The organism is Oenococcus sp., from assembly GCF_047725585.1.
Classification (GTDB): domain Bacteria; phylum Bacillota; class Bacilli; order Lactobacillales; family Lactobacillaceae; genus Oenococcus; species Oenococcus kitaharae_A.
The window spans coordinates 17755-44060 of record NZ_JBDNNF010000007.1 but is presented as its reverse complement, the minus strand read 5'-3'; the positions used below and the strand labels follow the sequence as shown (position 1 = coordinate 44060).

Annotated in this window: 25 protein-coding genes; 4 read left to right on the top strand and 21 right to left on the bottom strand. The window is 44.4% G+C overall.

Going from position 1 to position 26306, the window contains the following annotated elements; all coding sequences use genetic code 11:
- Nucleotides 1–2 precede the first annotated feature (2 nt).
- The 8 genes from ABF487_RS08245 to ABF487_RS08210 all read right to left on the bottom strand — a co-directional run bounded on the left by ABF487_RS08245 (nucleotide 3) and on the right by ABF487_RS08210 (nucleotide 8506).
- Nucleotides 3–2150, bottom strand: coding sequence for a penicillin-binding protein (locus ABF487_RS08245; RefSeq protein WP_415634992.1), 2148 nt, complete (start codon nucleotides 2148–2150; stop codon nucleotides 3–5).
- Nucleotides 2150–2524: a cell division protein FtsL gene (locus tag ABF487_RS08240; RefSeq protein WP_415634991.1), complete on the bottom strand. Its 375-nt coding sequence runs from the start codon at nucleotides 2522–2524 to the stop codon at nucleotides 2150–2152. The genes ABF487_RS08245 and ABF487_RS08240 overlap by 1 nt, the downstream gene beginning before the upstream one ends.
- The gene (gene rsmH, locus ABF487_RS08235) at nucleotides 2524–3471 is read right to left on the bottom strand and encodes a 16S rRNA (cytosine(1402)-N(4))-methyltransferase RsmH (protein ID WP_415634990.1); all 948 of its coding nucleotides are present in this window, start codon (nucleotides 3469–3471) and stop codon (nucleotides 2524–2526) included. The genes ABF487_RS08240 and rsmH overlap by 1 nt, the downstream gene beginning before the upstream one ends.
- Nucleotides 3468–3899: a division/cell wall cluster transcriptional repressor MraZ gene (gene mraZ, locus ABF487_RS08230; RefSeq protein ID WP_415634989.1), complete on the bottom strand. Its 432-nt coding sequence runs from the start codon at nucleotides 3897–3899 to the stop codon at nucleotides 3468–3470. Before mraZ ends, rsmH begins: the two co-directional genes overlap by 4 nt.
- 123 nt (nucleotides 3900–4022) lie before the next feature.
- Nucleotides 4023–4376: a hypothetical protein gene (locus tag ABF487_RS08225; protein WP_415625563.1), complete on the bottom strand. Its 354-nt coding sequence runs from the start codon at nucleotides 4374–4376 to the stop codon at nucleotides 4023–4025.
- Between the two features lie 55 nt (nucleotides 4377–4431).
- Complete coding sequence (locus tag ABF487_RS08220) at nucleotides 4432–6801, bottom strand: FtsK/SpoIIIE family DNA translocase (protein WP_263779027.1); 2370 nt, start codon at nucleotides 6799–6801, stop codon at nucleotides 4432–4434.
- 53 nt (nucleotides 6802–6854) lie between these two features.
- Nucleotides 6855–7361: a tRNA (cytidine(34)-2'-O)-methyltransferase gene (locus ABF487_RS08215; protein WP_263779028.1), complete on the bottom strand. Its 507-nt coding sequence runs from the start codon at nucleotides 7359–7361 to the stop codon at nucleotides 6855–6857.
- Nucleotides 7358–8506 carry an AI-2E family transporter gene (locus ABF487_RS08210; protein ID WP_263779029.1) on the bottom strand — a complete coding sequence of 383 codons (1149 nt, stop codon included), beginning with the start codon at nucleotides 8504–8506 and terminating at the stop codon, nucleotides 7358–7360. The genes ABF487_RS08215 and ABF487_RS08210 overlap by 4 nt, the downstream gene beginning before the upstream one ends.
- A 55-nt stretch (nucleotides 8507–8561) precedes the next feature.
- Between ABF487_RS08210 and ABF487_RS08205 the strand changes: the two genes are divergently transcribed.
- The gene (locus ABF487_RS08205) at nucleotides 8562–9578 is read left to right on the top strand and encodes a lactonase family protein (protein WP_263779031.1); all 1017 of its coding nucleotides are present in this window, start codon (nucleotides 8562–8564) and stop codon (nucleotides 9576–9578) included.
- Nucleotides 9579–9583: 5 nt separating this feature from the next.
- Here ABF487_RS08205 and ABF487_RS08200 read toward each other — a convergent pair whose 3' ends face one another.
- The 5 genes from ABF487_RS08200 to ABF487_RS08180 all read right to left on the bottom strand — a co-directional run bounded on the left by ABF487_RS08200 (nucleotide 9584) and on the right by ABF487_RS08180 (nucleotide 15078).
- Nucleotides 9584–10483: an RluA family pseudouridine synthase gene (locus ABF487_RS08200; RefSeq protein WP_263779033.1), complete on the bottom strand. Its 900-nt coding sequence runs from the start codon at nucleotides 10481–10483 to the stop codon at nucleotides 9584–9586.
- A complete protein-coding gene (locus tag ABF487_RS08195) occupies nucleotides 10480–11286 on the bottom strand; it encodes an NAD kinase (protein WP_318528701.1) in 807 nt (268 codons plus the stop codon). Before ABF487_RS08195 ends, ABF487_RS08200 begins: the two co-directional genes overlap by 4 nt.
- Before the next feature lie 108 nt (nucleotides 11287–11394).
- Complete coding sequence (gene pepF, locus ABF487_RS08190; protein WP_263779035.1) at nucleotides 11395–13206, bottom strand: oligoendopeptidase F; 1812 nt, start codon at nucleotides 13204–13206, stop codon at nucleotides 11395–11397.
- Nucleotides 13207–13232: 26 nt separating this feature from the next.
- Entirely contained in the window at nucleotides 13233–14321 is a 1089-nt protein-coding gene (locus ABF487_RS08185; protein ID WP_415634988.1) for a competence protein CoiA, read from the bottom strand.
- A 31-nt stretch (nucleotides 14322–14352) separates the two neighbouring features.
- Nucleotides 14353–15078 (bottom strand): adaptor protein MecA, encoded by a 726-nt coding sequence (locus tag ABF487_RS08180; RefSeq protein WP_263779037.1) that lies wholly within the window; start codon nucleotides 15076–15078, stop codon nucleotides 14353–14355.
- A gap of 54 nt (nucleotides 15079–15132) precedes the next feature.
- Between ABF487_RS08180 and ABF487_RS08175 the strand changes: the two genes are divergently transcribed.
- A complete protein-coding gene (locus ABF487_RS08175) occupies nucleotides 15133–15615 on the top strand; it encodes a hypothetical protein (RefSeq protein ID WP_263779039.1) in 483 nt (160 codons plus the stop codon).
- Between the two features lie 96 nt (nucleotides 15616–15711).
- Here ABF487_RS08175 and ABF487_RS08170 read toward each other — a convergent pair whose 3' ends face one another.
- From ABF487_RS08170 to alaS, 4 genes are read right to left on the bottom strand one after another with little or no spacing between them, the layout of a single operon-like run.
- The gene (locus tag ABF487_RS08170) at nucleotides 15712–16038 is read right to left on the bottom strand and encodes a DUF1292 domain-containing protein (protein WP_007746269.1); all 327 of its coding nucleotides are present in this window, start codon (nucleotides 16036–16038) and stop codon (nucleotides 15712–15714) included.
- Nucleotides 16031–16465, bottom strand: a complete 435-nt coding sequence (gene ruvX, locus ABF487_RS08165) for a Holliday junction resolvase RuvX (protein WP_263779040.1) — start codon at nucleotides 16463–16465, stop codon at nucleotides 16031–16033. Before ruvX ends, ABF487_RS08170 begins: the two co-directional genes overlap by 8 nt.
- On the bottom strand, nucleotides 16462–16743 hold the full coding sequence (locus ABF487_RS08160; RefSeq protein WP_263779041.1) for an IreB family regulatory phosphoprotein: 282 nt from the start codon (nucleotides 16741–16743) through the stop codon (nucleotides 16462–16464). The genes ruvX and ABF487_RS08160 overlap by 4 nt, the downstream gene beginning before the upstream one ends.
- An 18-nt stretch (nucleotides 16744–16761) precedes the next feature.
- The gene (alaS, locus tag ABF487_RS08155) at nucleotides 16762–19410 is read right to left on the bottom strand and encodes an alanine--tRNA ligase (protein WP_415634987.1); all 2649 of its coding nucleotides are present in this window, start codon (nucleotides 19408–19410) and stop codon (nucleotides 16762–16764) included.
- Between the two features lie 333 nt (nucleotides 19411–19743).
- Between alaS and ABF487_RS08150 the strand changes: the two genes are divergently transcribed.
- Both ABF487_RS08150 and ABF487_RS08145 read left to right on the top strand, forming a co-directional pair.
- Complete coding sequence (locus ABF487_RS08150) at nucleotides 19744–21195, top strand: amino acid permease (protein ID WP_263779044.1); 1452 nt, start codon at nucleotides 19744–19746, stop codon at nucleotides 21193–21195.
- 1 nt (nucleotide 21196) lies between these two features.
- Nucleotides 21197–21625 (top strand): universal stress protein, encoded by a 429-nt coding sequence (locus tag ABF487_RS08145; RefSeq protein ID WP_415625574.1) that lies wholly within the window; start codon nucleotides 21197–21199, stop codon nucleotides 21623–21625.
- A gap of 47 nt (nucleotides 21626–21672) precedes the next feature.
- Here the strand turns inward: ABF487_RS08145 and ABF487_RS08140 are convergent, their stop codons facing one another.
- From ABF487_RS08140 to ABF487_RS08125, 4 genes are read right to left on the bottom strand one after another with little or no spacing between them, the layout of a single operon-like run.
- Entirely contained in the window at nucleotides 21673–22824 is a 1152-nt protein-coding gene (locus ABF487_RS08140) for a trans-sulfuration enzyme family protein (protein WP_263779046.1), read from the bottom strand.
- Entirely contained in the window at nucleotides 22821–23705 is an 885-nt protein-coding gene (locus ABF487_RS08135; protein WP_415634986.1) for a homoserine O-acetyltransferase/O-succinyltransferase family protein, read from the bottom strand. The genes ABF487_RS08140 and ABF487_RS08135 overlap by 4 nt, the downstream gene beginning before the upstream one ends.
- Nucleotides 23702–24814 (bottom strand): trans-sulfuration enzyme family protein, encoded by a 1113-nt coding sequence (locus ABF487_RS08130; protein ID WP_415634985.1) that lies wholly within the window; start codon nucleotides 24812–24814, stop codon nucleotides 23702–23704. Before ABF487_RS08130 ends, ABF487_RS08135 begins: the two co-directional genes overlap by 4 nt.
- 3 nt (nucleotides 24815–24817) lie before the next feature.
- Nucleotides 24818–25942: a 5-methyltetrahydropteroyltriglutamate--homocysteine S-methyltransferase gene (locus tag ABF487_RS08125; protein ID WP_415634984.1), complete on the bottom strand. Its 1125-nt coding sequence runs from the start codon at nucleotides 25940–25942 to the stop codon at nucleotides 24818–24820.
- Between the last annotated feature and the right edge of the window lie 364 nt (nucleotides 25943–26306).

The window sequence follows — 26306 nt, the reverse complement described above, 5'->3', positions numbered from 1 at the left end:
CATCATTGCAGATCTACCTCTAATTTTTGTCCTTTTGTGAGATTGCTTCCGGGTTTGATATTTTGCGAGACGAGCTGGCCAGTTCCAGAATAGGATAGATTTAATTTTGCCATACTACTGAATGTGGAGATATCAGAGATCGACCAACCCTTCATATCCGGCATGATTATTTTGCCAGATGTTCTCAAAAAAATCTTTTGTCCAGTAATCACCTGAGCGGATGGGCCAACAGACTGCCAGCAGATTTTTTTGTCAGCATCACCGGCAATCACAACAGTCAAACTATTGCTTTGAGCAGTTTGACGAGCTTGGTCAACTGTCTGCCCAACAAAATTCGGCAGAAGTAAATTTGTATTTTTCCCCGCTACGGAAGTTTTAGCATCATTGAGAGCCGACAAAATCAAAGGATGAAAAACTGTATTGATCGTGGCATCAGCAAAACCGCCAATAAATTCTTTCGGCTGCCGCAAGTACATGTAAAAAATAAATTGCGGATCATCAGCTGGAACTAAAACCTCTACGGAATGTGTCGAAGCCGAATAATTATTCGTATATTTACCATTGATAGCGATTTGAGCCGTTCCGGTTTTTGCTGCAATTTGAATACCTTGTTGAGCTAATGAATAGATCCGAGCAGTCCCATCTGGTAAATTAACAACGTCAATCATATCTTTTCTGACCTGCTGTGCTGTTGTCGGACGCATCACGACAGATAAGTGCTGCACTTTATGTTCATAAGCCGTTTTCTTGCTGTCAGGATTAACAATTTTTGAAACAATATATGGGCGCACCATTCGGCCGTTATTGGCAACTGCTGTGAGCGCCTGGACGATCTGCATGGGCGTCACTTCAATTCCTTGACCGAAAGCTGTATTCGCCTGCTCGATTGGCTCATTAAAGACCATTGATCCGGCTGCTTCGTTTGGCAGCATCGTCTGTGTGGCTTTCAGAAAATTAAAACGAGTCAGATAGTCCCGCCAGATAGACGGCCCCATGGCCATCTCTGTTTTTGCAAAGGCCACATTGGAAGAGCGCGCAAAACCTTCCCGATAACTGATATTGCCCATATTCCTGTTAAAATCAAAGACTTTTTGGTTACCAATATTTAAGGTACCGGATTTATAGATAGCATTCGGATTCCAATGGCCGCTGTCAATCGCTGCAGAAAGCGTAAAAGTTTTCATTGTTGACCCAGGCTCTACCGGATCTTGCACCAAAAGATTGTCCCACATTTTACTTAAGCCGGCCTTTGTCGAGGCATTGAAGGTCGGCCTTTGCGTCGCAGCAAGGATTGCACCCGTTTTAGCATTGGCAAGAATAGCTGTCATTGCTTGCGGCTTAGTCTTATCAAAGACATTGCTCATTAAATGTTCGAGCTGAAACTGCAAATGATAATCCAGAGTCAGATAAACGTCATCACCATTTTTGACCTTTTTATTTGTAAACGATGTCAAATCCACACCACCTGCAGTCTGTTGGCCGGTTTTGATGCCTGCCTTTCCTGTTAAGTAGCGGTTTAAAGACTGTTCCAGGCCCATAATGCCGGTCATCTTAGAAGGTTGATTGCCGTCATTGTTGTTCGCAACAAGGCCGATCAATTGTGAGGCAAAAACACCATTCGGATAAAAACGAGCTGCATTACTGACAAAATTCAGGCCTGGCAGTTTTGCCGCCACAATTTTATCATGCTGAGCAATGGACAGATTGTCTCCTGCTGAACCAAATTCGACCTGAAAAGTACCAGGACTGGCCTGCAAGTGATTTAAGACGTCCGCCTCTTTCATGCCGAGTATTGGTGCAAGAATACGTGCGGTTTTCTGCTTGTTGACAACATAGAGCGGTTTAGTACCCGAACGAAAGCCTTTTTTGACAATGGCATAAAGATTGTAGGTTGTCGTATTTTCGGCCAATGCCTGACCGCTGGCATCAAAAATATTGCCACGATGAGGCTGAATCGCCTGATCGCGCATAAAATGACGCAGTTCGGTTTCGGAGAGTTTGCGTCCTTTAATATTGCGAGTTGCAGCGACATAAACAAAATGCCCGGATAAGAGTAAGAGAACCAGCGAAATGGTAAAAAAAATCACCACACCAGCTCTTTTGCTGCGGTTAATCGGACTTGATACTTTTTTCTTTCTCTTCTTTGCCACTATTTATTAATATTCTGAACGTTTGCTGAGTTCAACGTCATGCCATTCTGTTTGGCAAAACGCTGCAAAGCTATCACGCTCGTCGCCTTATTAATCTCTTCTTTGGATTTATCGTTTTCGCTACGCAGTGCCTGAATTCGTCCGTTCGCTGCCTGCAGCTGGTCATCAACGCGTGCAGTCGTATTGGAAAGCAGAATACTGGCAAACATGACAGCCGATACGCATGCTGCAACTATAAAGACAAACACAAAATCGCCAAGCGACCAGCGAGCTCTCTTATAGGTTCGTACAACTGGTCGGCTTTTAACGAGTTTTAAAGTCGATGCTTGTTTATTGACTTTTCTATATGTATATGAAGGTGCATTTTCTGCCATTAGTTTTTCTCCAAAACACGCAGCTTTGCGCTGTGAGATCGATGATTTGCCGAGATTTCTTTTTCATTAGGTATGATCGGGTGCCGCGTGACCAATTGGAAATCTTCTTTAATGTCTTTGTCTAAGACCGGCAGCTTGTCAGGAAGCTGATTTTTCGTTGACATTTCACGAAAAAATTGTTTAACAATGCGATCCTCTAAGGATTGAAAAGTAATCACTGCAATTCGGCCATGGGGCGCTAATAGATTAGCCGACTGAGCCAGCGCTTCTTTAAGGACATTCAATTCGTCATTAACTGCGATTCGAATGGCCTGAAAAGTTTTTTTAGCCGGATGCCCTTTAGCATGCAGAACCCGGTCAGGAAGTGCTTCTTTGATCACCGCGACCAGTTGTTCAGTCGTCTCGATCGGAGCCTGCTCACGCTGCAACAAAATCCGTCTGGCAATCGAAGAAGCAAACTTTTCTTCGCCATAACGATTCAGAATCTGAGCTAGTTCCTTATAATCCCAATGATTGACAATCTCATATGCATCGAGGGATTGTTCCTGATCCATTCGCATATCTAAGCGCGCATCACTACGATAACTAAAGCCGCGGCCTTGTTCGTCAAACTGTGGCGAACTGACGCCCAGATCAAAGACAATGCCATCAATTTGTGCAACGCCGTATTTTGCAAGTTCACTGGCCAAGTTTTTAAAATTATCGTGAATCAGCGTCATCCTGCCAGCAGCAATTTCATGAGCAAAACGTTTTTCATTGAAACGAATTGCTTCTTCATCCTGATCAAAGCTGTACAGATGGCCTTGCAGTGCTTTTTTGAGAATCAAGTCGCTGTGACCGCCGCCGCCAAGCGTTGCATCAACATAAATCCCATCAGGACGGACTTCCAATGCTGCAACCGCTTGCTGTAGGAAAACTGTGATATGTCCATAGTCGTCTGTTTTCATAGGTCAAAGTCCGTTAATTCTTCGGCAATCTGATCAAAATTCTCAGTTGTACCCGCTGTATATTCGTCCCAGTTATTCTTGCTCCAGATTTCAAACCCATTACCAGAACCAGTAATGACAACGCTTTTAGCCAACTGAGCATGTGTTTTTAATACGGCCGGAATAATAATTCTTCCCTGTTTGTCAAATTCAGCTTCCACCGCGCCAGCCAGGACAAAACGCCGAAAAGCCCGTGCGTCTTTTGCACCTAAAGGCAGTTTATCCAGCTTGCTTTCGAACTTGTCCCACTCGTCTTTTGGGAAGGCAAATAAAGAATGTTCCATCCAACGGGTCACAATAAAAGTGTCCCCCAGTTGATTTCTAAACTTGGCCGGAATAATTAAACGGGATTTATCATCCAGCGTGTGCTGATACTCGCCCATAAACATGCGTCTAATCCTCCTTTCAAGTTCACTTCATAAATTTACCACTTTGCCCCACTTATTTCCACTCAAAACCCACTTTGAAAAACGCCTATTTTGGACACAAAAAAAGACCTTTCGGTCTAGCTTTTAATCTTTGTTTAAGAAAATATAGGCGGCAATTCCGATCACCTCTAACAGTAGTAAAATGCCGCTTAAATTAATAAAAAATGACCAGTAACGCTTGAGGCTCCGACGATCTTCGGACCGCCAGATTAGCAAAATAATAATCGAAAGCCATAAAATCAGCCAGGCGGTGATCAGGATATATTGAAAATTAAAACTTAAATATTTATTAATAATTCCAATCGCCAGGAAGAAGTCTGCTGGCAATAACCAGGTCCAAAAGGGCAGGTCGCTAATATGATATTGGCGTGCAAAAAATTGCAGTGCAACCCAGGAGAAAAGTGAGATCAGCCAGAAAGTTATTGCAGAATAGAACATAGTTTATACAATACGTTAAATATCGGCCGCTGGAAAGTTTTTTTAAAACTCAAGACTAGCGATCTTCTTCCGGATTATCTTGGTGACTAACCAGCACATCCCTGGGGCGGCTGCCATCTTGCGGCCCAACAATGCCAGCCGCTTGCAAATCATCGATAATTCGGGCTGCTCGATTATAGCCAATACGGAAACGACGTTGAAGCAGACTCGTAGATGCTTTTTTCTGTTGAATGACAAACTCAGAAGCTTCGTTAAACAAATCATCAACTGGCTCGCCATTGGCACCTGTTTCATCCGTTTGGTCATCTTCCTGGCTGTCATCGTCTACCAGCATACTGGAAGCGTATTGAGCCGGAGATTCCTTTCGAATAAAGGCCGTTACGGCCTCAACGTCCTGGTCAGAGATAAACGCGCCTTGAATTCTCGTTGGTTCCTTGCCAACCGGCGCAAATAGCATATCCCCCTTGCCTAGCAATTTTTCAGCCCCATTTTGGTCCAAGATGGTGCGGCTGTCGATACCAGAGGAAACGGCAAACGCAATCCTGGATGGGACGTTAGCCTTGATCAAACCGGTAATAACATCGACAGAAGGCCTTTGCGTTGCCAAAATCAGGTGTACACCAGCAGCTCGGCCCATCTGTGCAATACGCACAATTGTCGTCTCGACATCGCTTTTAGCAGTCATCATCAAATCGGCCAGCTCATCAACAATGATCACGATATAAGGCATTTTGGGCATCACATGTCCCTTTGTTTTATTGTAATCAGCGACTTTTTGGTTCCAGCCATCAATGTTGCGGACGCCATGGTCGGCGAAAAGCTCATAACGCCGTTCCATCTCTTTAACCGCTTTCTGCAGTCCGCGTGCTGCTTTTCTCGGCTCTGAAATAACAGGCGCAAGCAGATGCGGCAAATCATTATACATAGACAATTCAACCCTTTTAGGATCCACCATCATCAGCTTGACTTCGTTAGGCTTCAGGCGCATTAACAAAGAACTGATAATGCCGTTAATAGCGACCGATTTTCCAGAACCAGTCGCACCAGCAATCAGCAAATGCGGCATTGCCGCTAAATCAGCTGAAATGACTTGATTATCAACATCACGGCCCAAAGGAACCGTCAATGGGTGTTTCGGATTAAAGCTTGAATGTTCAATCACATCAGAAAAGCCCACAGTTGCCTGAACTTCATTGGGAACTTCAACACCAACGAAGGGTTTGCCAGGGATTGGTGCCTCAATACGAATAGATTTTGCCGAAAGAGCTAAAGCCAAATCATCAGCACGGTTGGCAATCGTCGAGACTTTGACACCGCGTGCCGGCTTGAGTTCATATTGTGTGACAGTTGGGCCCAAGCTGACAGAACTCACTTCTGTCTCGATATTGAAAGACTTGAGCGTATCACGGACAATTTGAGATTTTTTGTTCAACTGGCGAAATTCACCGGTCTGATCAACTGCACGTACGTGAGATAAGATCGTCGCCGGTGGTACCTGATAATCAGGGTTATCAGCTGTTTCAATCGAATCTACCACCTGATCGTCCGAAATTGCCGTAGCAGCATCTTCGCCAAAATCATCTGGCGCAGCACTTGTTGGAACAGGACGAAGGCTATTCAGCAAAGCAGCGCTTTCTTTGTCGGCAGAACTACTGTCTGTGGGACTTGTTGTCTGATTCCAATGGATTTTTGGCTGAACCGGTGATGGCTGGCCACTGGTTGGCTTGCCTGCCTGCGCATCGCTTTTGGGGTCAGCACTATTAGGATCCTCAAAATATTTTTTGAAAAAGTTCGACTCTTTGCCATTATTTGGTGCGTTGAGCCGCTTTTCTTGAATGTCTGAAATCTTATCACGGCTGAATTCAGCAGCCTTGGAGGCAGAATGCAGAACCGATTTATTCAACAGACGGAAAATGCCAAAAATCAGAGATAGAATCGAGATCACCCAGACTCCGGCGTTTGCAATCAGGCGTGCCAACCCAGTATAGATGGCTGCACCGATAATCCCGCCGCCGCTGGCTGATTGTGAATGCCCGCGACGCATATCATTTATGATAATTTGGCCCAATTGAGATATCAGGCTGCTATCGTTTTTCAGAGTTGATGCAAAAAAAAGTGAACTGATTGTCAAAAAAGGCAAAGCGATGAACAAGATACCAACTATAATCCGGCCGGGAATTTTAGGAAATTTGCGATATAACAGCCAATAAGCGAAGAAAATAGCGATCATCAAAACAAAAATGACAAAATAGTCGCCAAAAACATATTTATAGGCATCTGCAAGAAAATTCCCGACAAGGCCCAAGCGAAAGATCCCTAAAGCAAAAAAGATCTCAAAAATGAGAACCACCACAATTTTCGGATCAATACCTTGATTTTTTCTGCTTCTTCTTGTACTTGCTTTTTTTCTAGTTCTAGCTGCCATAGTCCACAATTAAGTCTATAAAAAAACAGGTTCAGTTAAAAATGCCTTAAGGTTTACTTTAACTTGTCCTGTTCATAAAAATGTTCACGTTCCAAACCAGAAAAATTCTGTTGACGCAAGACTTCGTATAAAACAATTGCCACAGAGTTGCTTAAATTCAATGATCGGACATGCTGATCATTTTGTGGAATTCGAACGGCTTTTTCTGGATTCCGGCGCATAAATACTTCCGGCAAACCATAAGCCTCATTGCCAAATAGAAAATAACGATCTTGGCTGCGATCCGAATAATCTATCTGATCATAGGATTTTTCAGCATACTTGGACACAAGAAAGAGCTGAGCATTATCGATGGTCGATAAAAAAGCAGGTAAATTTTCGTGCAGGGTAATATCAACATTTTTCCAGTAATCTAAGCCTGCTCGAATAACCTTTTTATCGTCCAGATCAAAGCCCAATGGCTTAATCAAGTGCAGCCGTGCATTAATGGCGGTCGCAGTACGGGCGATGTTCCCTGTATTTGCCGGCATAGACGGCTCAAATAAAACAATATGGTTCATGACTTGAATAACTCCGAATTCTGGCGCCACCAAAGATAAATTCGGCTAATTAAGACCTTCAGAACCGCGTAGGCTGGAATGCCAAAAGCGACGCCAAGCAAGCCGAACATCTCGCCGGCAGCTAATAAAATAACTAGAATCGTGACCGGATGAATGTGCATTGAGGCACCCATAATTTTTGGATGAATCAGACGAGACTCTAAGGTCTGTTCAATAGCAAACACGACCAAGACGGCCAATAAGAGATTTGTACTTCCGAGCAGAGCAATGATGACAGCTGGTACCATAGCGAGAAAAGAGCCTAGATACGGGATCAGGTTCAGCGGCCCAGCTAGCAGGCCGATCCAAATACCGTAAGGCAAGCCAATGACTGAAAAACCGATCATGAACATAATCGATACTGCTAGTGCAGTCAAGATCTGGCCTCTTAAATAATCGGAAATCTGTTTGTTAATTTCATATAAGACTTCCATGAGGCTTGAGCGTGTTTTTTCAGGAAAAAATTGCGATATATATTTTGGGAACTTATCACTCTCTTTTAGCATGTAATACAGCATAAAGGGAAAAGTGACTAGCGTGATCGCAGTCATTGTCAAAAAGCGTGTAATCCAGCCAACACCGGCAATGCCATTGGATAAATAACTTCGAGACCAATCGATAATTGTCTTGTTCAGATTATTGTTGGCATCCAATGCCCAGTTCTTAATCGGGTTGAGTGCTGGATAGTCCAGCCAGACCAATAACTGGCGTGACCAGTGTTTATAGTAGTCCGGCCAGTGTTTGGCAAATTGAACAAAATTAGTTCGAATAATCGGCGAGATAAAAATAATACCAAGAATCAAAATTGCAAACACAATCAGAAAGATAATCAAAACGATCGTCTGCTTGGACCAGCGGAATTTTCGGTTAGCCCAATTCACAATCGGAATTAGCAGATAGTAAAAAATACCAGCTGTGATCATCGGCGCACCAACTGCTGTAAATAGTGCCGTAATTGGTTCGAAAATGAAACTGACTCGGCGCATCATATAGACAGCTGCGAGAAGCACAATAACCACTATAAGTGCCGCAACTAAGCGGTTATTGACAACCCAACGATAAAACCAGCTTTTTTGTTCAGTGCTATCATTTTTATTCAATCGCATTTCCCTTTTACTCTATCATGAATGATAATAGTAATGTAACACGAAAGGAAAAATAATGAGCTACAAATTGTTATTTGGAACTTATACGAAATCTGATTCCAAGGGTCTATATGAAGCCTTCCTATCAGATGATGGAAAACTTAATAACCTGGAAAACGTTGCACAGATAGGATCTCCGACCTATTTCGCACTTTCAAACGCAGGTTTGCTTTACGCCGTAGATAAACAAGGCGATCGCGGCGGCGTCTCCGTCTGGGACACATCGACGATGCCCTTTACAAAAACAGACGAGCAGATTAGCGATGGTGCTTCGCCAGCTTACGTTTTTGTCGATGAAGGCCGACAGCTGGTGTTCACAGGCAACTATCATACCGGCTTGATCACAATTTTCAAGATTGACGGCCAAAAATTAATTAAGACAGATGATTTTCAAAACGAAGGTAAAGGGCCAAAAGCCGAGCAGGATTCGGCTCATATCCATTTCACGAGTCTAACACCCGATAATCGTTTGGTGGCTGTTGACCTAGGAACTGATGAAGTACTGACTTTTGAAATTTCTCAGGATGGCAAATTATCAGAGCCGATTCGTTTTCGGACTGAAGCCGGTTTTGGCCCGCGCCATATTCGTTTCAGCGAAGATGGCAAACGTGCATTTCTATTAGGCGAACTTTCTTCAAAACTGTCCCTATTGAAATATCAGGAAGGAAAATTCAAGTTAATCTCGACAATTTCGACTATCCCAGCTGATTGGACCAAACATAACGGCGCAGCAGCGATCCGCCTGTCGGATGATTATAAGTATATTTACACGTCAAATCGTGGATATAATTCAATCGCCGTTTTCAAAATCGCAGACGATGAGAATGATGTCAAACTCATCCAGCAGATCCCAACCGAGGGTGATTTCCCGCGCGATTTCAATATCACACCGGACGGCCGTTATCTGGTCGCGGTTAACCAAAATACAAATAACGCTTCTAGTTATGCCATTGACAAGACTAGCGGCGAATTGACCCTGATTCAAAAAGACTTTTACGTGCCTGAAGCCGTTCGTGTTTACTTCCAGGCGTAATTGAATTAGTAGTGTCCAGCATCAATCAAACGCTGAATATCTTCTGGCAGGCCAGCATGAAAATGCTGGTTTTTGTTTGCAAAAGGATCAAAAAAAGTCAAATCCGAAGCGTGCAGGGCCTGACGGAAGATAAAAGCTGATTTCGGGCCGGCATAAAGTTCGTCGCCGACCAAGGGATGGCCCGCCCAAGCTAAGTGAACGCGAATCTGGTGAGTACGACCCGTATGCAGCTGGACTTTTAACTGGGTAAAGTTGTCAAAACGCTTTTCGACCCAATATTCAGTCAACGACTCCTTACCGTCCGGCCGCACCTGCCGCCTGATAAAGTCGCCTTCAATACGTCCAATTGGCTGATCAATGATGCCGTGGTCTTCAGGAAAATCACCGACAGCAAAGGCTTGATAAAATTTCTCGATGTCGTGATGATCCATGAGCGCGTCATTTAACAACGCGTGTGCAAATTTATGTTTGGCCAGCAAGACCAGCCCGCTTGTATCACGGTCTAAACGCGTCACAACATGCGGCACAAGACTTTCGGCTTCTTCAGTAATCAGATGGGCTTTCACCATATTGACCAGTGTCGTTTGCCGGTCAGCGTGGCCAGGAACAGTCGTCACAAATGGTGCTTTATTGATAAGCAAAAAATTGTCGTCCTCAAAAACGATATCCAGCGAATCTTTAAAATCGGCTGTCAGTTGATCGTTTTCTTTTTCAGCTGGCATGAAAATACTGATCTGTTGACCTGGCTTAACATAATCATTCGTGAAAACCTCACGATTATCCACGACGATTTTGCCGCCAAAATGCTTTAATTGTGAAAACATCCGATGCGAAACGCCGCGCGCTTTTAAAAAGAGACGAACTTTTTGCATGTCGTCTAGATCAGAAACCCAGGAAAACTTCATTGATGGCCGTCTCCAATAAATGAATTCTTGACGCGTTGCCAAAAACTAATCTGTTTGTAATTGGCCATTTTTAATGGTTCTTTGGAAATTTTGAATAAAATTTGTCTGTAGGCTACCTGCGGCAATTGGAAACTATCATAATTAATTGTCGAATTCCCCACTTCCAAGACAACACGAATGCGTGTATCAGCTGACACAATAATCGGTGAGCCTAATGTCCGATAAACACGGTTATTAATGGAAGCAATCTCGGTCATCTGTAAAGCTGCAAAATCTGGATCAATCAAAGCGCCGCCCAAAGATTTGTTATAACCTGAAGAACCAGCCGGTGTGGAAACAGCTAGGCCATCCCCGCGAAACTTTTCAAACAGCACATCATTGATATAAACATCAATCGCCAATGAATTGGTAATTCTGTTCAAAATGATTTCATTGACCGCTAATATCTCGGCAACCTGCCCATCGGCATAAAAAACCTCGCCCTCCATTAACGGGTATTCGTTCAACTGCCCGTGATCATGAGTAATTTTATCCACCAGGTCATCGAGTTCATCAACGAGCCAATCCGAATAAAAGCCTAGATGCCCTGTATGTACGCCAACAAAACGAATGTTGGCTAATTGATTGGAAAACTGGTGAACTGCTGACAAAAAAGTGCCATCTCCACCGATTGAGACCACCAAATTCGGCTGTCGGCTGGAGACTTCCTGGCCGGCTGCTTCTAATTTATTTTTTAACAAGTCAGCAACCTTCAAGGACTGCGGCTGGTCATTAGGAAACAGGCAAACTTTCATATCTTCCATTCTAGCGGAAAAGCGATCATTATTAATCCCTGCCGCGTTTTTTCCAGAAAAATCATGATTAATCAGCAAATAAAAAACAGCCATCAGGCTGTTTTTGATGCGATATTGTTACTTGGACATGAGTTTTTCAAATTCATCCAAACGATTCTCAAAGACGGCAAAGGCCTTGTCCAGATAATCAGTTTTCTCCATATCAACACCGGCCTTTTTAATCACATTCAAAGGATAATCTGAAGAACCAGCTGACAGATAGCCCAAGTAAAGCGGGACATTTTTCTCCGGATCGTCAATAATTCCCTGTGAAAGCGTCGTTGCCGCTGATTCGCCAGTGGCATATTGGTAAACATAGTAGTCATAGTAGAAATGTGGAATTCGTGTCCATTCCAAAGCGATCTGCGGATCAAAAGTGAGTGCGTCGCCATAAAACTTTTTGTTCAAATCGCCATAGAACTTAGACAAGGCATCAGCTGTCAAAGCAACACCGGCCTGAGCCTGTTTATGCATCCAATCCTCAAATTCAGCAAACTGTGTCTGACGGAAAACCGTACCCTTAAAGCCATCCAGATAATGATTCAAAACATAAGCTTTAATCTTTGGATCTTTCTGTGTCTTCAGCAAATAATCGGTCAACAGCATTTCGTTGGTTGTTGAAGCAATCTCCGCCAAAAAGATTGGATAGTCACCGTACTGGTATGGTTGATTACTACGGGTCAGCAAGGAGTGCTGAGAATGTCCGGATTCATGAACCAAAGTAAAGATATTGTCTAAAGTATCCTGCCAATTCAGCAGCACATAAGGATTGGTGTCATAAGCACCACCTGAATAGGCACCTGACCGTTTGCCGGCGTTTTCCGGAACATCAATCCAGCGCTCGTCAAATTCGCGCTGCAAACCGGCCAAGTACTTGTCGCCCAATGGCTTCAAGGCTTCTAAAGCAATTGCCTTGGCACCTTCAAAGTCGACTGGAAAATCAACATCACCTGTAATTGGCGTATAGAGGTCATAAGTATGCAATTCGGAAACACCTAATAATTTTTTGCGCAGTGCCACGTAGCGGTGCAGCAAACCCAAGTGAGCGTCCGTTGAGGAAACCAGACTTTCAAACACAGTTTCCGGAATATCACTCCTAAAAGTAGCAGCTTCGCGCGCACTTTTAAAATGATGGGCACTGGCAAGGAAATTATCGGCTTTCATCTGCCCGTAAAGCGTTGAGGCAAAGGTATTTTTGTAGGTGCCGTAGGCCGCATATAGAGTCGTAAAGGCAGTCTGGCGAATCTTGCGATCACTGGATTCCAGCATTGTCGAATAAAGGCCTTGCGTTAGTTGGACTGTATCGCCATTTTCATCAACGACATCGCCATATTTCAAATCAGAATCGTTCAACGTACTAAATGTCTGAGAACTTGAGGAGAAGACATCCCCTGCACTGGCCAAGAGCTTTTCCTCGGCTGGTGGCAATGTATGATCACGTTTCTTTGCAAAAGTATCAATCAAATGATGGTAGTCTTCTAATTCTGGCGCATCTTTGTAAAAAGAAGCCAGTTGTTCAGGCGAAAAGGCGATAATTGCCGGTGTCAAAAATGAGCTGGCCGAGTCGGATTTAGCAGCCAGACCTGCAACACGTGCATCAAAAGCAGCGTATTTATTATTGCTGGTATCCTGATCGGATTTCATCGAAGCATAGACATACACTTTTTCTACCAAACGGAATAAATCCAGAACAGCTTTGACTGCAGCGAGCAAACTGCCCGCGTCTTTGACTGTATCTGATAATTTTGCAACTGCTTGGGCTTTTTCTTCGGAAAGCTTAAATGCCGCTTCCCAATCATCATCTGTCTTAAAAATCTGACTCAGGTCCCAGGTCTGAGAAGGATTTTTTTCCACCTCGGCCCTTGTGATCTGTTTTTTACTCTCTGTCATAAAACCTCCATCAATTGAGAACTATTCTACCGCAAAAGTGCCAGTTTCTGTTGATAATTGTCAGGCCATGGCGGCAGTGATCTCACCAAAATATAGGCACTTTTCAGATAAATATAGTCCACCAACGATAATTCTCGCAGGAAATTAACAACCGCCTGCTGGGAAAGATGGTTCTCCCAGCTGCGTTCATAAAAATAGCTTTCTGATGAAAATTCTTTAATAAACGCATTACGAGATAGACGGCCAGTCTCAGAACCTGCTTCCAAAGCTAAAAGCATTGCAAGCCGCCAATGCTGGTTGCTGACTTTTAATCCGGCCTGGTTGCCACCATGAACTAGCCAAGGCGCATTAATCGGGCTGGTGTGTTTTTGTTCATAGACAAGACGAACCACGTCTGGCGAAAATCGTTTCAAAGTTAACTGCTGCTGCATATGTTTGAGATCTCGACGCAAATAGCTCTTCGATCTTATCGCCTGCACTTGCTGGCTTGAGTGATGAGAACCACGTAAAAAAATATCAAAAAAAGATTCCGGAGAATATTGATGCTGCTGCATTTTTAAAACTGATAAATCATTTTTTTGAAAACAGCTACAGACCGTTAATTGATTCGATGATGGCGCCCAAGTGAATATCATGTCATTAGCGTCAGCAAATTTAAAAATCGTTCTTTCTTGTAAACGCTGGCGAAAATAATTGGGCCCCAGAATCCAAATCACTTGCAGGCCAATGCGATGATAGCCTGCCGTACGCTGTCTTAATTTGTCAACGCTGATCGGGCTTTGCTGAAATTCAATCGCAAGCTGCCTGCCGTCAGCATCTTGTATCCAAAGATCAGCTCGTTGTTTGATTTCTGGAAACACTTTTTCCAGCTGAGTTTGGTAGCCTGCTTGGGTTAAGGTCTGATTCAAACACTTTTTAGCCACTAAATGCAGCTGACTTTCATTTTCTGAAAAATAATCGCAGACCATACCAGGCCGATGGGCAAAATGCGGCATTTTGATTTGCCCTTTTTTTAGGCATAAAGGCCGCTGACATCCAGGACAGGAAAAAAGCTGGCCGGCAATAGCCTGGTCAGCCTCAATTAATTCACCAAATTGATTCTTCGCAATCAGCACTGACTAGTATTACGACATCAGCAGGTGAAAATCAAAAAATATGTTTTGAAAGTTCTAATGCAAGGTTAGTGAAAATTGGTTTAGTCAAGTCAGTCTCTTGAATCTTGCCGCCATCGAGACGAACACCAAAGTCTGTCATCAAGAGTTGGATCGCTGGTGCTTTTTTCGTTCTTGAAAACAAGTGAAGCAGGAAAGCACGATGGGTTTGCGAATCAACCCCCGGTGCCTGAATTTCATAAAGATCAGATACGACTTGTCTAGCATCAATCTGACGGGCAACACTCAAAAACTCATCAAAGTCTGTCAGCAGATACCAGCTGTCCAGAGTTGCGTTCGGTGTGCTATCTGTTTTCTTCATTACCGATGAATTTGAAGTCTTTTGTTTGATCGTTTTTCTTTGCCCCGCTGATGAACGGTCGTAACCCGACAGCAGCTTGGAAACTGCCGGATCTACCTGCTCGTCTTTTAACGCAAATACTGTATTGCCGCTCTCATCAATTGAAATATTCGGATCGTCAACAATTTTCGAGATAAACAACTCAACACCGTGCTTGCCCGTCGGCAAAATCTGAAAGGTCACCTGGTCATCATTGCTAAAGGAATGGTCTGCATCCGCCTCGTCTAAAATTGCATAGAAAAAACTTTCGACTTGATTACGGTCGGACATCAAATCCATCATCGAGACATGACGATCATCAAGATCAGCCTTGGTCAACATGATATGCAGAGTATTCGCATCAATTTTTTCTAATTTCATTATCTCTATTATACCAATTCGTTTAGTTGCTTATTATAGCGTTAAAATTTAGTTATGGATAAACTATATTTAACCTTCGGAAGTAAAGATTATCTGCTCGGATTAGCAGACCGCTCGAATGTTTCAGATATCCAATTCATCTCCAAACCGGGTCAATCGCAGTTTGGCATTATTTCTCGGGAAATTTTAGCTCCCAATGCCCGCCCAATCGAACTGGATATTGAACAAGAATATGCCAAACCGATTAAGGGACCGGAATTGATTGGGCTTTTCTACTTTATCGGTGAAGACAAACAAGCCGAGATTGCCAAGAAAACACTTGAAATCCACCGGGACGAATTAAGACGGCTTGGCGCTCATGGTAGTGCTATTTGGGCTAAAGAACACAAATATCTGCATCGAAACGTGCTGCTGGTCCAATTAGATGACGCAGCAGCCTACGAACATTTCTCACACTCCAAGATCATGCAGGGAATTGCTGCTGATTTTTACTCGAGCTTCAATGTCCTATACGCAGATGGCTTTGACCAGGATTAACATAATTAGCCATTTGAAAAACAGCCTCAAAAAAACGAGCCTCGCTGTCGGGGAAACCTAAACAGGAAGTTCGTTAATGTCTATGAAGCTGTTTTTTTATTCGTCGTCTTCAGTCTTTAATGAATCATCTGCAACGAATGTATTCAAAACTTCAGCCACCATGTTCCATTCATCTTCATCTTCGATTGGGAACAAATCAGAATCAGTCTCGGAGTCCCCAGCCTGCGGGTCGAAACTAAAGGCCTGAATCTCTACTTCCTGATCGGGATTCTCAATTGCAATCTCATCAGCGCCAGCCGGCGTAAAAAGGATGTAATCTTTGTTGTACTCATCAGAATGAAAAGTAAACAGTACCTCATAGAGAGATTCATTGCCCTGATCATCAGTCAGAGTTACATATTTGTCATTATCTTGGTCAGCCATTTACGAGTTTTCCTTTTCTATCTAGATAATTTTGCAGAATCAACTGAGCCGCCAGGCTATCGATGACTTTTTTGCGCTTCTCGCGAGACAAGTCAGCTTCCTCAATCAGCATTCGATTGGCTTGGACGCTGGTCAGACGCTCATCTTCATAATCAATCGGCAAATGAAAGCGGTCGATGACCATCTGGCCATAGCGACGAGATGCATCCACACGCGGCCCTTCGCTGTTGTTCATATTCTTGGGCAAACCAATGACGATGCCAGTCGCCTTCTTTTCGGCAATCAGTTGAGCTAAACGGTCCAGACCGAATTCGCCTTTATCCTCATTGATCCGAATGATTTCAACAGAACTGGCCGTCCATCCAAGCGGATCGGATTGTGCGACACCGACTGTCCGAGAGCCGACGTCGAGACCCAAAATTCTCATTTGTCTTTATCCGTCGGCTTTTTAACATCTTCAGCCAGGTAATTTTTGACCAATTCTTCGACGATCTCATCGCGTTCGAAACGGCGAATCAGATTCCTGGCATCGTTAAGACGCGGGATATAAGCCGGATCGCCAGAAATTAAATAACCGACAATCTGATTGATCGGGTTATACCCTTTTTCCTCTAACGCCTCGTAAACCAACTTCAGCATCGAACGGACGTTTTCCGGTTTCTGTGAACCGAAATCAAATACTGTTGTGTCTTCAAATTCTGCCATCTACTATATTCTACCCTATCATAGGTTTTGTAGATATTGCTTAACAGCTGATAACGCATCTTTAATACCGGCCGGATTTTTTCCGCCAGCCTGCGCCAAATCGGGTCGTCCGCCGCCGCCGCCCTGAATCTTCACAGCAAGGTTTTTGATAAGATCGCCGGCTTTAATCTGTTTTGGAATTCGCGATGCAGCAACTAGAATTGGGCTGCCCGCATTATTGCTGGCGAGAATAATCAAGTCAGAAACCTGTTTGGCACGCCAATCATCGACAATCAACCTCAGGCCATCAGCAGTCTGACCATCTATTTGAGCAGCAACGTAACTGATGCCGTTAACCGTCTGGCTCGAATCAAATAATTTTTCGGCTGCTTGATTGGCAGCTTTGGCTGATAAGGCCTCTAAGGCCTTTTTACTGTCTTTGAGCTCCTGAATTAATCCAGCGACTTTTTCTGGGACATCTGTGATTTTCTGAGTCTCCAAAATGGCAGCCGTCTTTTTTAATTCATCTTCGTGCTGTTTGAAAAGGCGAAAAGCTGCCTGCCCGGTAACGGCTTCAATACGCCGAGTGCCGGCACCGGTTCCTGACTCGCTGACAATCTTAAACAGGCCCAGCTCGCTTGTATTGGAAGCGTGCGTGCCGCCATCAAACTCTTTGTTGTAATCGCCGATGGAAACGACACGTACTTTTTCACCATACTTCTCGCCAAAGACAGCCACTGCACCCAATTTCTTGGCTGATTCGATATCAGTCTCAATCCAAGTAATCGGCAATGCTAAGGCGATCTGCTGATTCACTTGGTCTTCAATCTGATCCAAAATTTCTTGAGAAACAGCACCTTGATGGGTAAAGTCAAAACGCAGATAGTCTGTCTCAACCAGCGAACCGGCTTGGTGAATATTGCCGCCAATCACATTTCTTAAAGCCTGATCTAATAAATGTGTCGCCGTATGATTTTTAGAAACCGCCAGATGACGCGCCATATCAACTGCTAAAGCAACCTGTTGTCCAACTTTGACATCCCCTGACAGTTTGACGGTGTGAATATGCTGCTTATTGGGGCCATTTTGAACATCCAAGACTTGGCCTAATAATTGGCCGTCAAGAGATTTCACCGTGCCATGATCGGCGACTTGGCCGCCCATTTCAGCATAAAATGGCGTCTTGGCAAAGACTAGTACAGCCTGTTGCCCAGCCCGTGCTTGGTCTACCTGCTTATCGTCAACGATGATCGCATTAATTTCTGTGTCATCAACTGAAGTCTGCGACCAGCCAACATACTCGGAAGCCACTTTTAAGTTCATTAAGGCTGCATCTTGAACACCGAAAGTCCTCAACTTGCCCTGTGCTTTGCGGGCTCGATCTTGTTGCGCTTTCATTTCAGTCTCAAAGCCCTTGCGATCGACTTTTAATCCGGCATCAGCTGCCTGTTCTTCGGTTAATTCCAAAGGAAAACCATAAGTATCGAATAATTTAAAGGCTTTGGCGCCGGATAATTCAGTTTCATGTTTGTCTTTGCTTTCCTGAATATCCTGGTCCAATAAAGCCAAACCAGCTGTCAAAGTCTGGTCAAAGCGGTCTTCTTCAGCCTTAATCACTGGGATAATCTGATGCTGATTGGCCAGGATTTCCGGATAATATGAGGACATAATCTGCCCGACAATCGGTACAAGCTGTGTCAAGAACGGCTTTTCAATGCCTAATTTACGCCCATGCATGACAGCTCGGCGAAGCAGGCGGCGAATGACGTAGCCACGACCACTGTTGCCCGGCAATGCACCATCAGAAATAGCAAAAGTCACAGCACGAACATGGTCGGCAATCACCTTAAAACTGACATCCAATGTCTTGTCCTGACCATACTTTTGACCGGAAAGCGATTCGACTTTATGAATGATCGGCAGGAAAAGGTCGGTTTCAAAATTAGTCGGCGCATTTTCAAAAATCGAGACAACACGCTCCAAGCCCATGCCGGTATCAATGTTTTTATGCGGCAATTCGGGATATTGAGAGTTATCGGTCATGCCGGGAAGATGATTGAATTGTGAAAAGACGATATTCCAAATTTCCAGATAGCGTTCGTTTTCGCCGCCGGGATACATTTCAGGGTCATCATCAGGAAGATCCTGAAATTTCGGCCCGCGATCAAAGAAAATTTCCGTATCCGGTCCAGAAGGGCCTTCACCAATGTCCCAAAAGTTGCTCTCTTCGGCAACTGTGTGATTGGGCAGAAAACCTGGCTGAGCTTCCCAAAGAGCCTTGGTCTCGGTATCGCGCGGATAATAAGTGATATACAATTTTTCCGGCTCAATAGCAAACCAATCAGGGCTGGTTAATAATTCCCAGGCCCAGGGAATAACCTCTTTTTTAAAATAGTCGCCAACTGAAAAATTGCCCAGCATCTCAAAAAAAGTATGGTGTCGTGCAGTGTGGCCGACGTTTTCAATATCATTAGTCCGGATCGATTTTTGTGCGTTCGTAATCCTTGGATTTTCCGGCACGACAGAACCGTCAAAATATTTTTTAAGGGTCGCGACACCGGAATTAATCCAAAGAAGGCTGGGATCGTCTTTTGGAATCAAGGATTGGCTGGGTTCGATCTTGTGTCCTTTAGATTGAAAGAAATCAAGAAACATTCGACGAATTTGTGCAGAATCAAGTTTTTTCATTTTTCCTCATTACTGTAAATAGAAAAACACCGCGTAATGCCGGGGCGAAAATTCGCGGTACCACCCGGCTTCACACAGTGCTGTGTCTCTATCTGCTATTTTTTAAATAAACGGGAGCATCCTGATTGAGATTTCAAGCCTCGCAGCACCGGCTTGTCTCTTAAAAATCCGCTTCAGGACATATCCGCTTTCCTACATACTATATCACGGCCGGAAAAAATTGAAAACGGTAAATTCAAATTGAAAAATCTGTTAGCTTTCCTGACATTAGTTTCATTGCTTAAAAAAATAAGAGATAGAATTGTGACTAAATTTTAGAAAGGTGGTAGTTACATGGATGTGTTTAGAAAAAAAGACGTCAACGAGATTTTGAAATACTCGTCGCCGTTGAAAAGAACGTTAAAAACCTGGGATCTTACCTTCCTAGGCATCGGTGCCATTATCGGTACCGGAATTTTCGTCCTAACTGGTAGAGGAGCACTGACCGCTGGTCCGGCTTTGTCGTTATCCTTCTTGATTGCGGCAATCTGTTGTGGATTTGCCGGCTTGTGTTACGCGGAATTTGCTTCAATGGCCCCTGTCTCCGGGTCAGCTTACACCTATTCCTACATTGCTTTTGGTGAGATTATTGCTTTCATCATTGGCTGGGATTTAATTTTGGAGTATGCCCTCGGGGCTGCGACCGTCTCAGTCGGCTGGTCAGGTTACTTTGTCAATCTGCTGCAAAATCTCGGAATTCATATTCCAACAGTTCTCACAGCTGCTGCAGGCACAACACCTGGCGTGACAACATTCTTCAATTTACCGGCGTTTTTAATTGTTTTACTGATTACTTGGATTATTTCTATTGGTATTACACAGACAAAAAGAGTCAATGATACGATGGTTATCGTGAAATTAGCCGTCATCATCCTCTTCATTGTCTGCACGATCTGGTTCATCAAGCCACATAACTGGGTACCATTTTCACCTTACGGCTTGTATTCGTTTCATGGCGGCAGTGCAGCTGGTATTATCCCGGCTGCCTCGATCGTTTTCTTCTCCTTCATTGGTTTTGATTCAGTCTCTTCCAGCGCTGAGGAAACGATCAACCCCAGCAAGACCTTGCCAAGAGGCATCCTGGGTTCGCTTTTGATCTCAACTGTGCTTTACATTATCATGACCTTGATTATGACTGGTGTTGTTAAGTACACAGTCTTCGCTCGTTTCTTGGATGCACCGATTCTTGCTGTTCTTCATTCAACCGGCCAGACTTGGTTGTCGATTATCGTCAGTGTCGGCGCGATTCTTGGTATGACAACAGTTATTCTTGTTCAGCTTTACGGTCAGTCACGGATTACCTATTCAATGTCTCGTGACGGTTTATTCCCGAGTTTCTTTGGTTCAGTTAATCCCAAGTACCAAACACCCTTCAAAGGGACTTGGTTCTTTGGTATCGTCACTGCCATTGCAGGCGGCTTAATCAATTTGAACATTCTGTCCGAACTGGTTAACATTGGTACTTTGACAGCCTTCGTGCTTGTTTCTGCAGGTATACTTTGGATGAGGCACAGTCATCCAGAACTGCACCGCGGTTTCCGTGCTCCCGGCGTTCCCGTGACACCAATCATCGCGATTCTCTTCTGCTTGGTACTGATTGCTGGTCTGAACTGGGAAACCTGGGTTCGGTTCATCGTCTGGTTTGCTATCGGTATGGTGATCTACTTCGCCTATGCTAAGCGCCATTCAAAGTTGAATCCGTCCAATTCTGACGGCACGGCCTCTGCTAAAAAAGGAGCTGATTAATATGACTTACAAGCATATTCTGGTTGGCCTTGATGGTTCCAAGAAAGCTGATAAAGCCTTTGAAACAGCTTGTGCACTGGCCTCAGCCTTGTCTGCAAGCCTCAGTGCTGTTTGGATTGTCAATCGCGACCGCGGCATGGATTCGACCTTTGGCGTTAGCGAAGATTTCTATCAAGACCGTATTGGCCAAGTGAAACAGAAACTGACCCCATATGTCGAGAAAGCTAAAAAACAGCATATCGCTATCACGGCTGAGACGCTGTTGGGCAACGTGAAAATGCTGCTGGCTAAAGAATATCCCGAAGCGCATGGTATCGATCTGATTGTTGTGGGCGATACAGGCCTCAATTCAATTGAAAGACTGGTCGTTGGTTCACACACAAGTTACGTGATCCGCAACGCCAGCTGCGATGTTCTAGTCGTTAAATAAGCAAATTAAAAGCCATCTTGCAAATTACAAGATGGCTTTTTTGTCGGCTATTTGATCTGACCAAGGGCTTGTTTGAAATCGGCGATCAAATCATCGACATCTTCCAAACCAACAGAAACACGCAGTAAACCGGGCGTAATGCCCTCTTTTTTTAAGTCTGCCGCACTTAATTCGGCATGGCTCATCTTCGGTGGATAGGACACAATTGTCTCTGTCGCACCCAAAGAAACAGAAAATATCGGAATTTTCAAAGCCGCGACAAAGGTTCTCACTGCAGCCTCACTGCCAATATCAAAAGAAAAGACAGCACCACCGTTTTTTGCCTGCTTTTGTTGAATCTCATAGCCCGGATGGCTGGGCAGTCCAGGATAAAGGACGCGCACCACTTGGGGCTGATTTTCCAGCCAAGAAGCTAGTTTTAAAGCCGAAGACGATGAACGGTCCAGACGTACAGCTAGTGTCTTTAAGCCGCGCAATAACAACCAGGTATCAAAGGAACTCAGTGTAGCACCGACAGCGTTTTGGATGAAATAAATCTGTTTGGCTAATTCTGGCTTGTTAGTCATAACCGCACCGGCTAAAAGATCGGAGTGGCCGGAAAGAAATTTAGTCGCCGAGTGAACGACAATATCAGCACCCAAAGACAGCGGCTTTTGCAAATAGGGCGACATAAAAGTATTGTCGGCGATCGTGATCAGGTGATGCGCTTTGGCGATTTGAGAGATGGCAGCAATATCCGTCACATCCAAAGTCGGATTCGAAGGCGTCTCAATATAAAGTGCTTTCGTATTGGGCTTGATTGCTGCTTCAACTGCACCTGGGTCACAAAAATCTGCGTAGCTGTGACTGATGTTAAAACGGGTCAGAATTTCATTTAAAACACGATAGGTCCCGCCGTAGACGTGTCCAGAAATCACGAGATGATCGCCGGCACTAAAAGTCAGCAGCACACTGGAAATAGCTGCCATACCAGTCGAAAACAGGTAACCATATTCGGCCCCTTCCAACTGAGCCAGTGCTTTTTCACCAGCTTGGCGCGTCGGATTCCCAGATCGTGCGTAATCAAACTCATGAAAATGATCCAAATCCGGCTGGCTGAAAGTCGATGTCATATAAATCGGCGTATTCAGCGCACCATTCTCTGGATCATGCGGTGTTGTTAATTTAATTATTTTTGTCGGATCACTAAAATCACTCATGCCACCTCTTTAAATAAATTTTTCTTACCTTTTGCAGCAGAATTTCCAGCTAAACCAAGCCAGTCTGAAAGCAGCTCGGATGCCGGCTGACGCCAATCGTTCACCTGCTGATTATCAAGCAAGTAATTTTCGGGTTTGGCCTGTTTCATTCCCTTGCCGATATCACGCAAATACTCTTTTTGCAGCGTATCTTGATCATATTCAAAATGCCCGGAAGATAGCAGCACGCGGCCTTGTTCTAGTTCGGCTAAGGAAACACCAAAGCGCTGGTCACCTGACAGAATCCGCCAACCGGCTTTTTGCGCCGCCTGAAAATCAATCGAAAACCAGCGGGAATGCGGTGCACGGTCAACAAGTGCCTCACCCAGGTCAAAACGATAGATACCAAAACGCTTGCGTTTTAATTGTGTCACATGAACTCGTTTGACGTGTGCGTAAGCCGCAGCCGACCAGCAGGCAAAGAAAGTCCGCTTGGAATTCTTGTTCTGCCAGTCGACAAAGTCAGCAAATTCCGACCAGTAATCGACCTCTTCAAAAGCTATTCGATCCACTGGTGAACCAGTGACAATCGTCCAGTCGTAGTGGTTTTTTTCGGCTTTTGGCAGGGGCTCATAGCAGCCGCGAATCGTTTCCGACTCTTTTTTTAGATGATGTGTCGCCGGCATAGCAAAACAGACATTGAAATCCTGCCCGGTCTGATCAGAAATCAGTTTCAGCAAAGCCAAATACTGCAATTCGCTTTGCTCCCGAGTCGACATCAGACAAACAATTAAAACATTACTCGCTTTGTCCGAATAATCGCTGTCCTTGTCGGCCAACTGGCGAAAGTTGTTTTCAGTCTGCCTGGCTCTGGCCAAACCATTTGCGACATAAAGCGTCATACTTTTGCCCCCTTAATCGCCTGCTTGAGATCGGCCAACAAATCGTCCTGATCTTCCAATCCAGCACTCACACGCACAAGATTATCCGTAATGCCCAGCTGATCGCGCCTTTCTTGACTCATGTCATGATGCGTCTGGATACTAGGAATCGTAATCAGGCTTTCAGCGCCACCAAGGCTTTCAGCAAAGGAAAACACTTTTAATCCCTTCAGGAATTTATCGGTGTCATAACCGTCAGCCAAGTAAAAGCTCAGCATGCCGCCCAGACCTGGATACAGGACTTTTTCAACACCGGCAAATTTTGGCAGGTGTTTAGCTAGAAAACGGCCATTGCTATCGTGCCGGGCCATCCTGAGATGCAATGTCTTCAAACTGCGCAGCAACAGCCAGCAGGAAAATGGATCCAGTACCTGTCCGCGCGTAACCAGATTATAGTCAATAGTTTCGCCTAAATCATGCGATTTTGTGATCACAGCACCAGCCAGAATGTCGTTATGTCCACCCAGATACTTTGTCGCTGAGTGAACGACAACATCAGCACCATCGTCGATCGGATTTTGAAAAATCGGCGACAAAAAAGTGTTGTCAACGGCCACGATAATATTGGGATTCTTCTTGTGGGCAGCTTGCGCACATTTTTTGATGTCAATGATTTTCATGGTCGGGTTGCTAGGTGTTTCCAGCCACAAAAGGCGCGTCTTGTCGTTGATTTTGTCTGCTAACGCCTGCTCATCCTGGCCATCCCAAAGTGTGTAGCTGACGTTATCCTTTTTGGCAATATCATCAAAATAGCGAAAAGAGCCACCATATAAATCATCGGAACTGACAAAATTCTCACCACTGTGCATGACACTGGAAAACAGCAAATCAATCGCCGCCATACCCGAAGAAACAGCAAAACCATCGGAACCGTGTTCCAAAACGGCTAACTGTTTTTCCAAAATCGCCCGCGTCGGCGTCTGCAAACGGGCGTAATCAAACCCGGTCGACTCGCCTAATCCCGGATGACGGAAAGCCGTCGAAAAATACAGGGGCGTACTGACAGCGCCGGTCTTTGCATCATCAGACCCATTGCTGGCCTGGACCAAGATTGTGTCGATATGTGCCAATGTTTAACCCCATACCTCTTCGATGATTGACTTCACCAGAGCTAATTTCTTCCATTCGTCGGCTTCGGTTAATTCATTCCCTTCTTCGGTCGACGCAAAACCGCACTGGGTCGACAACCACAAACGATCCAGAGGTAGGAATTTTTCCGCCTGATGAATGCGGTCGATAATCACTTGACGGTCTTCCAACACTGGACTTTTAGAGGTCACAAGGCCTAAGACGACTCTTTTGTCACCACTAACTTTAGCTAGGGGTTCAAAACCACCGGCACGATCAGAATCATATTCCAAGAAGTAGGTTGAAACATTTTCCTGGCCGAAAAGCTTGTCGGCGACTGAATCGTAACCGCCTTGTGCTGCCCAATCAGAGTGATAATTACCTCTGCAGACGTGTGTATTGACTGTTAAATCTGAAGGCAGGTCAGCGATCGCACCATTATTTAGCTTCAAATAGGTATCCTTCAGCTTTTCGGGATCGAAACCGGCACCAACCATTGTCTGCCAAAAATTCTTATCTACCAGCATCCCCCAAGTGCAGTCGTCAATTTGTACAACACGAGCGCCGGCATCATAAAAGGCCAAAATAGCTTCGTGATAAACTTTGATAATATCGGCAAACAAGGCATCATCTGTGGCATAAAAATTGCGGACTGTTTTTGCGTTATCGCCGCGGACTAATTCAGCATAAAATTGTGCGGGTGCAGGTATCGTGATTTTAGCTTTAACATTATTTTCATCAGCAAAGGCTTTTGTGATTTTAAAGTCATTGATAAATGGATGTTTCTCAGCATCAAAAGACAGCTTGCCATCCAACACGGCCGAGTCATCACGTGTCTCTTCATGGGCAAAACGATAGCCTTCACCGTAGTGAATATGTTTTACGCCACCAAATCCCCAGAAGAAATCAAGATGCCAGTAACTGCGGCGGAATTCGCCATCCGTGACATAATCAAGTCCAGCTTCAGCTTCTTTTTTGATTAATTTTTCAATTTCCTGATTTTCAATCTCGTGCAGCTGGTCGAAAGTAATTTCCTTTTTAGCAAACTTTGCCCGCGCCTCCTTGATTACCTGCGGCCTTAAAAACGAGCCAACGTGCTGAAAACCGATTTTACTTGCTACTAATGTCATAATTTTTCCCCTATTCTTAATTTGTCTGCCATCTGCACAAAAAACCCGCAAACAGAAAGACCTGTTTACGGGGCGAATAAGCGCTTTACCACTCGTGTTCAGCATACAGTCACCTGCATACCCTCTGTGGCTACGTCACAAGGTAGATGAACCTGTGATAATAGTCTGACGTGATAACGGACGCAACCGATCCCTACTTGCGGTAAACCACTCGTAGAAACAAAGCTCAAAGACCATGGTTCATTAGCTGTCATTATCGGATCCCAGCGACCTCCGACTCTCTTAAAATTTCGCTAATTACTTATCTTCTCTCTGCCAATATATTGTCTTCAATGATACATGAATTTATTGGATTGTCAAACGA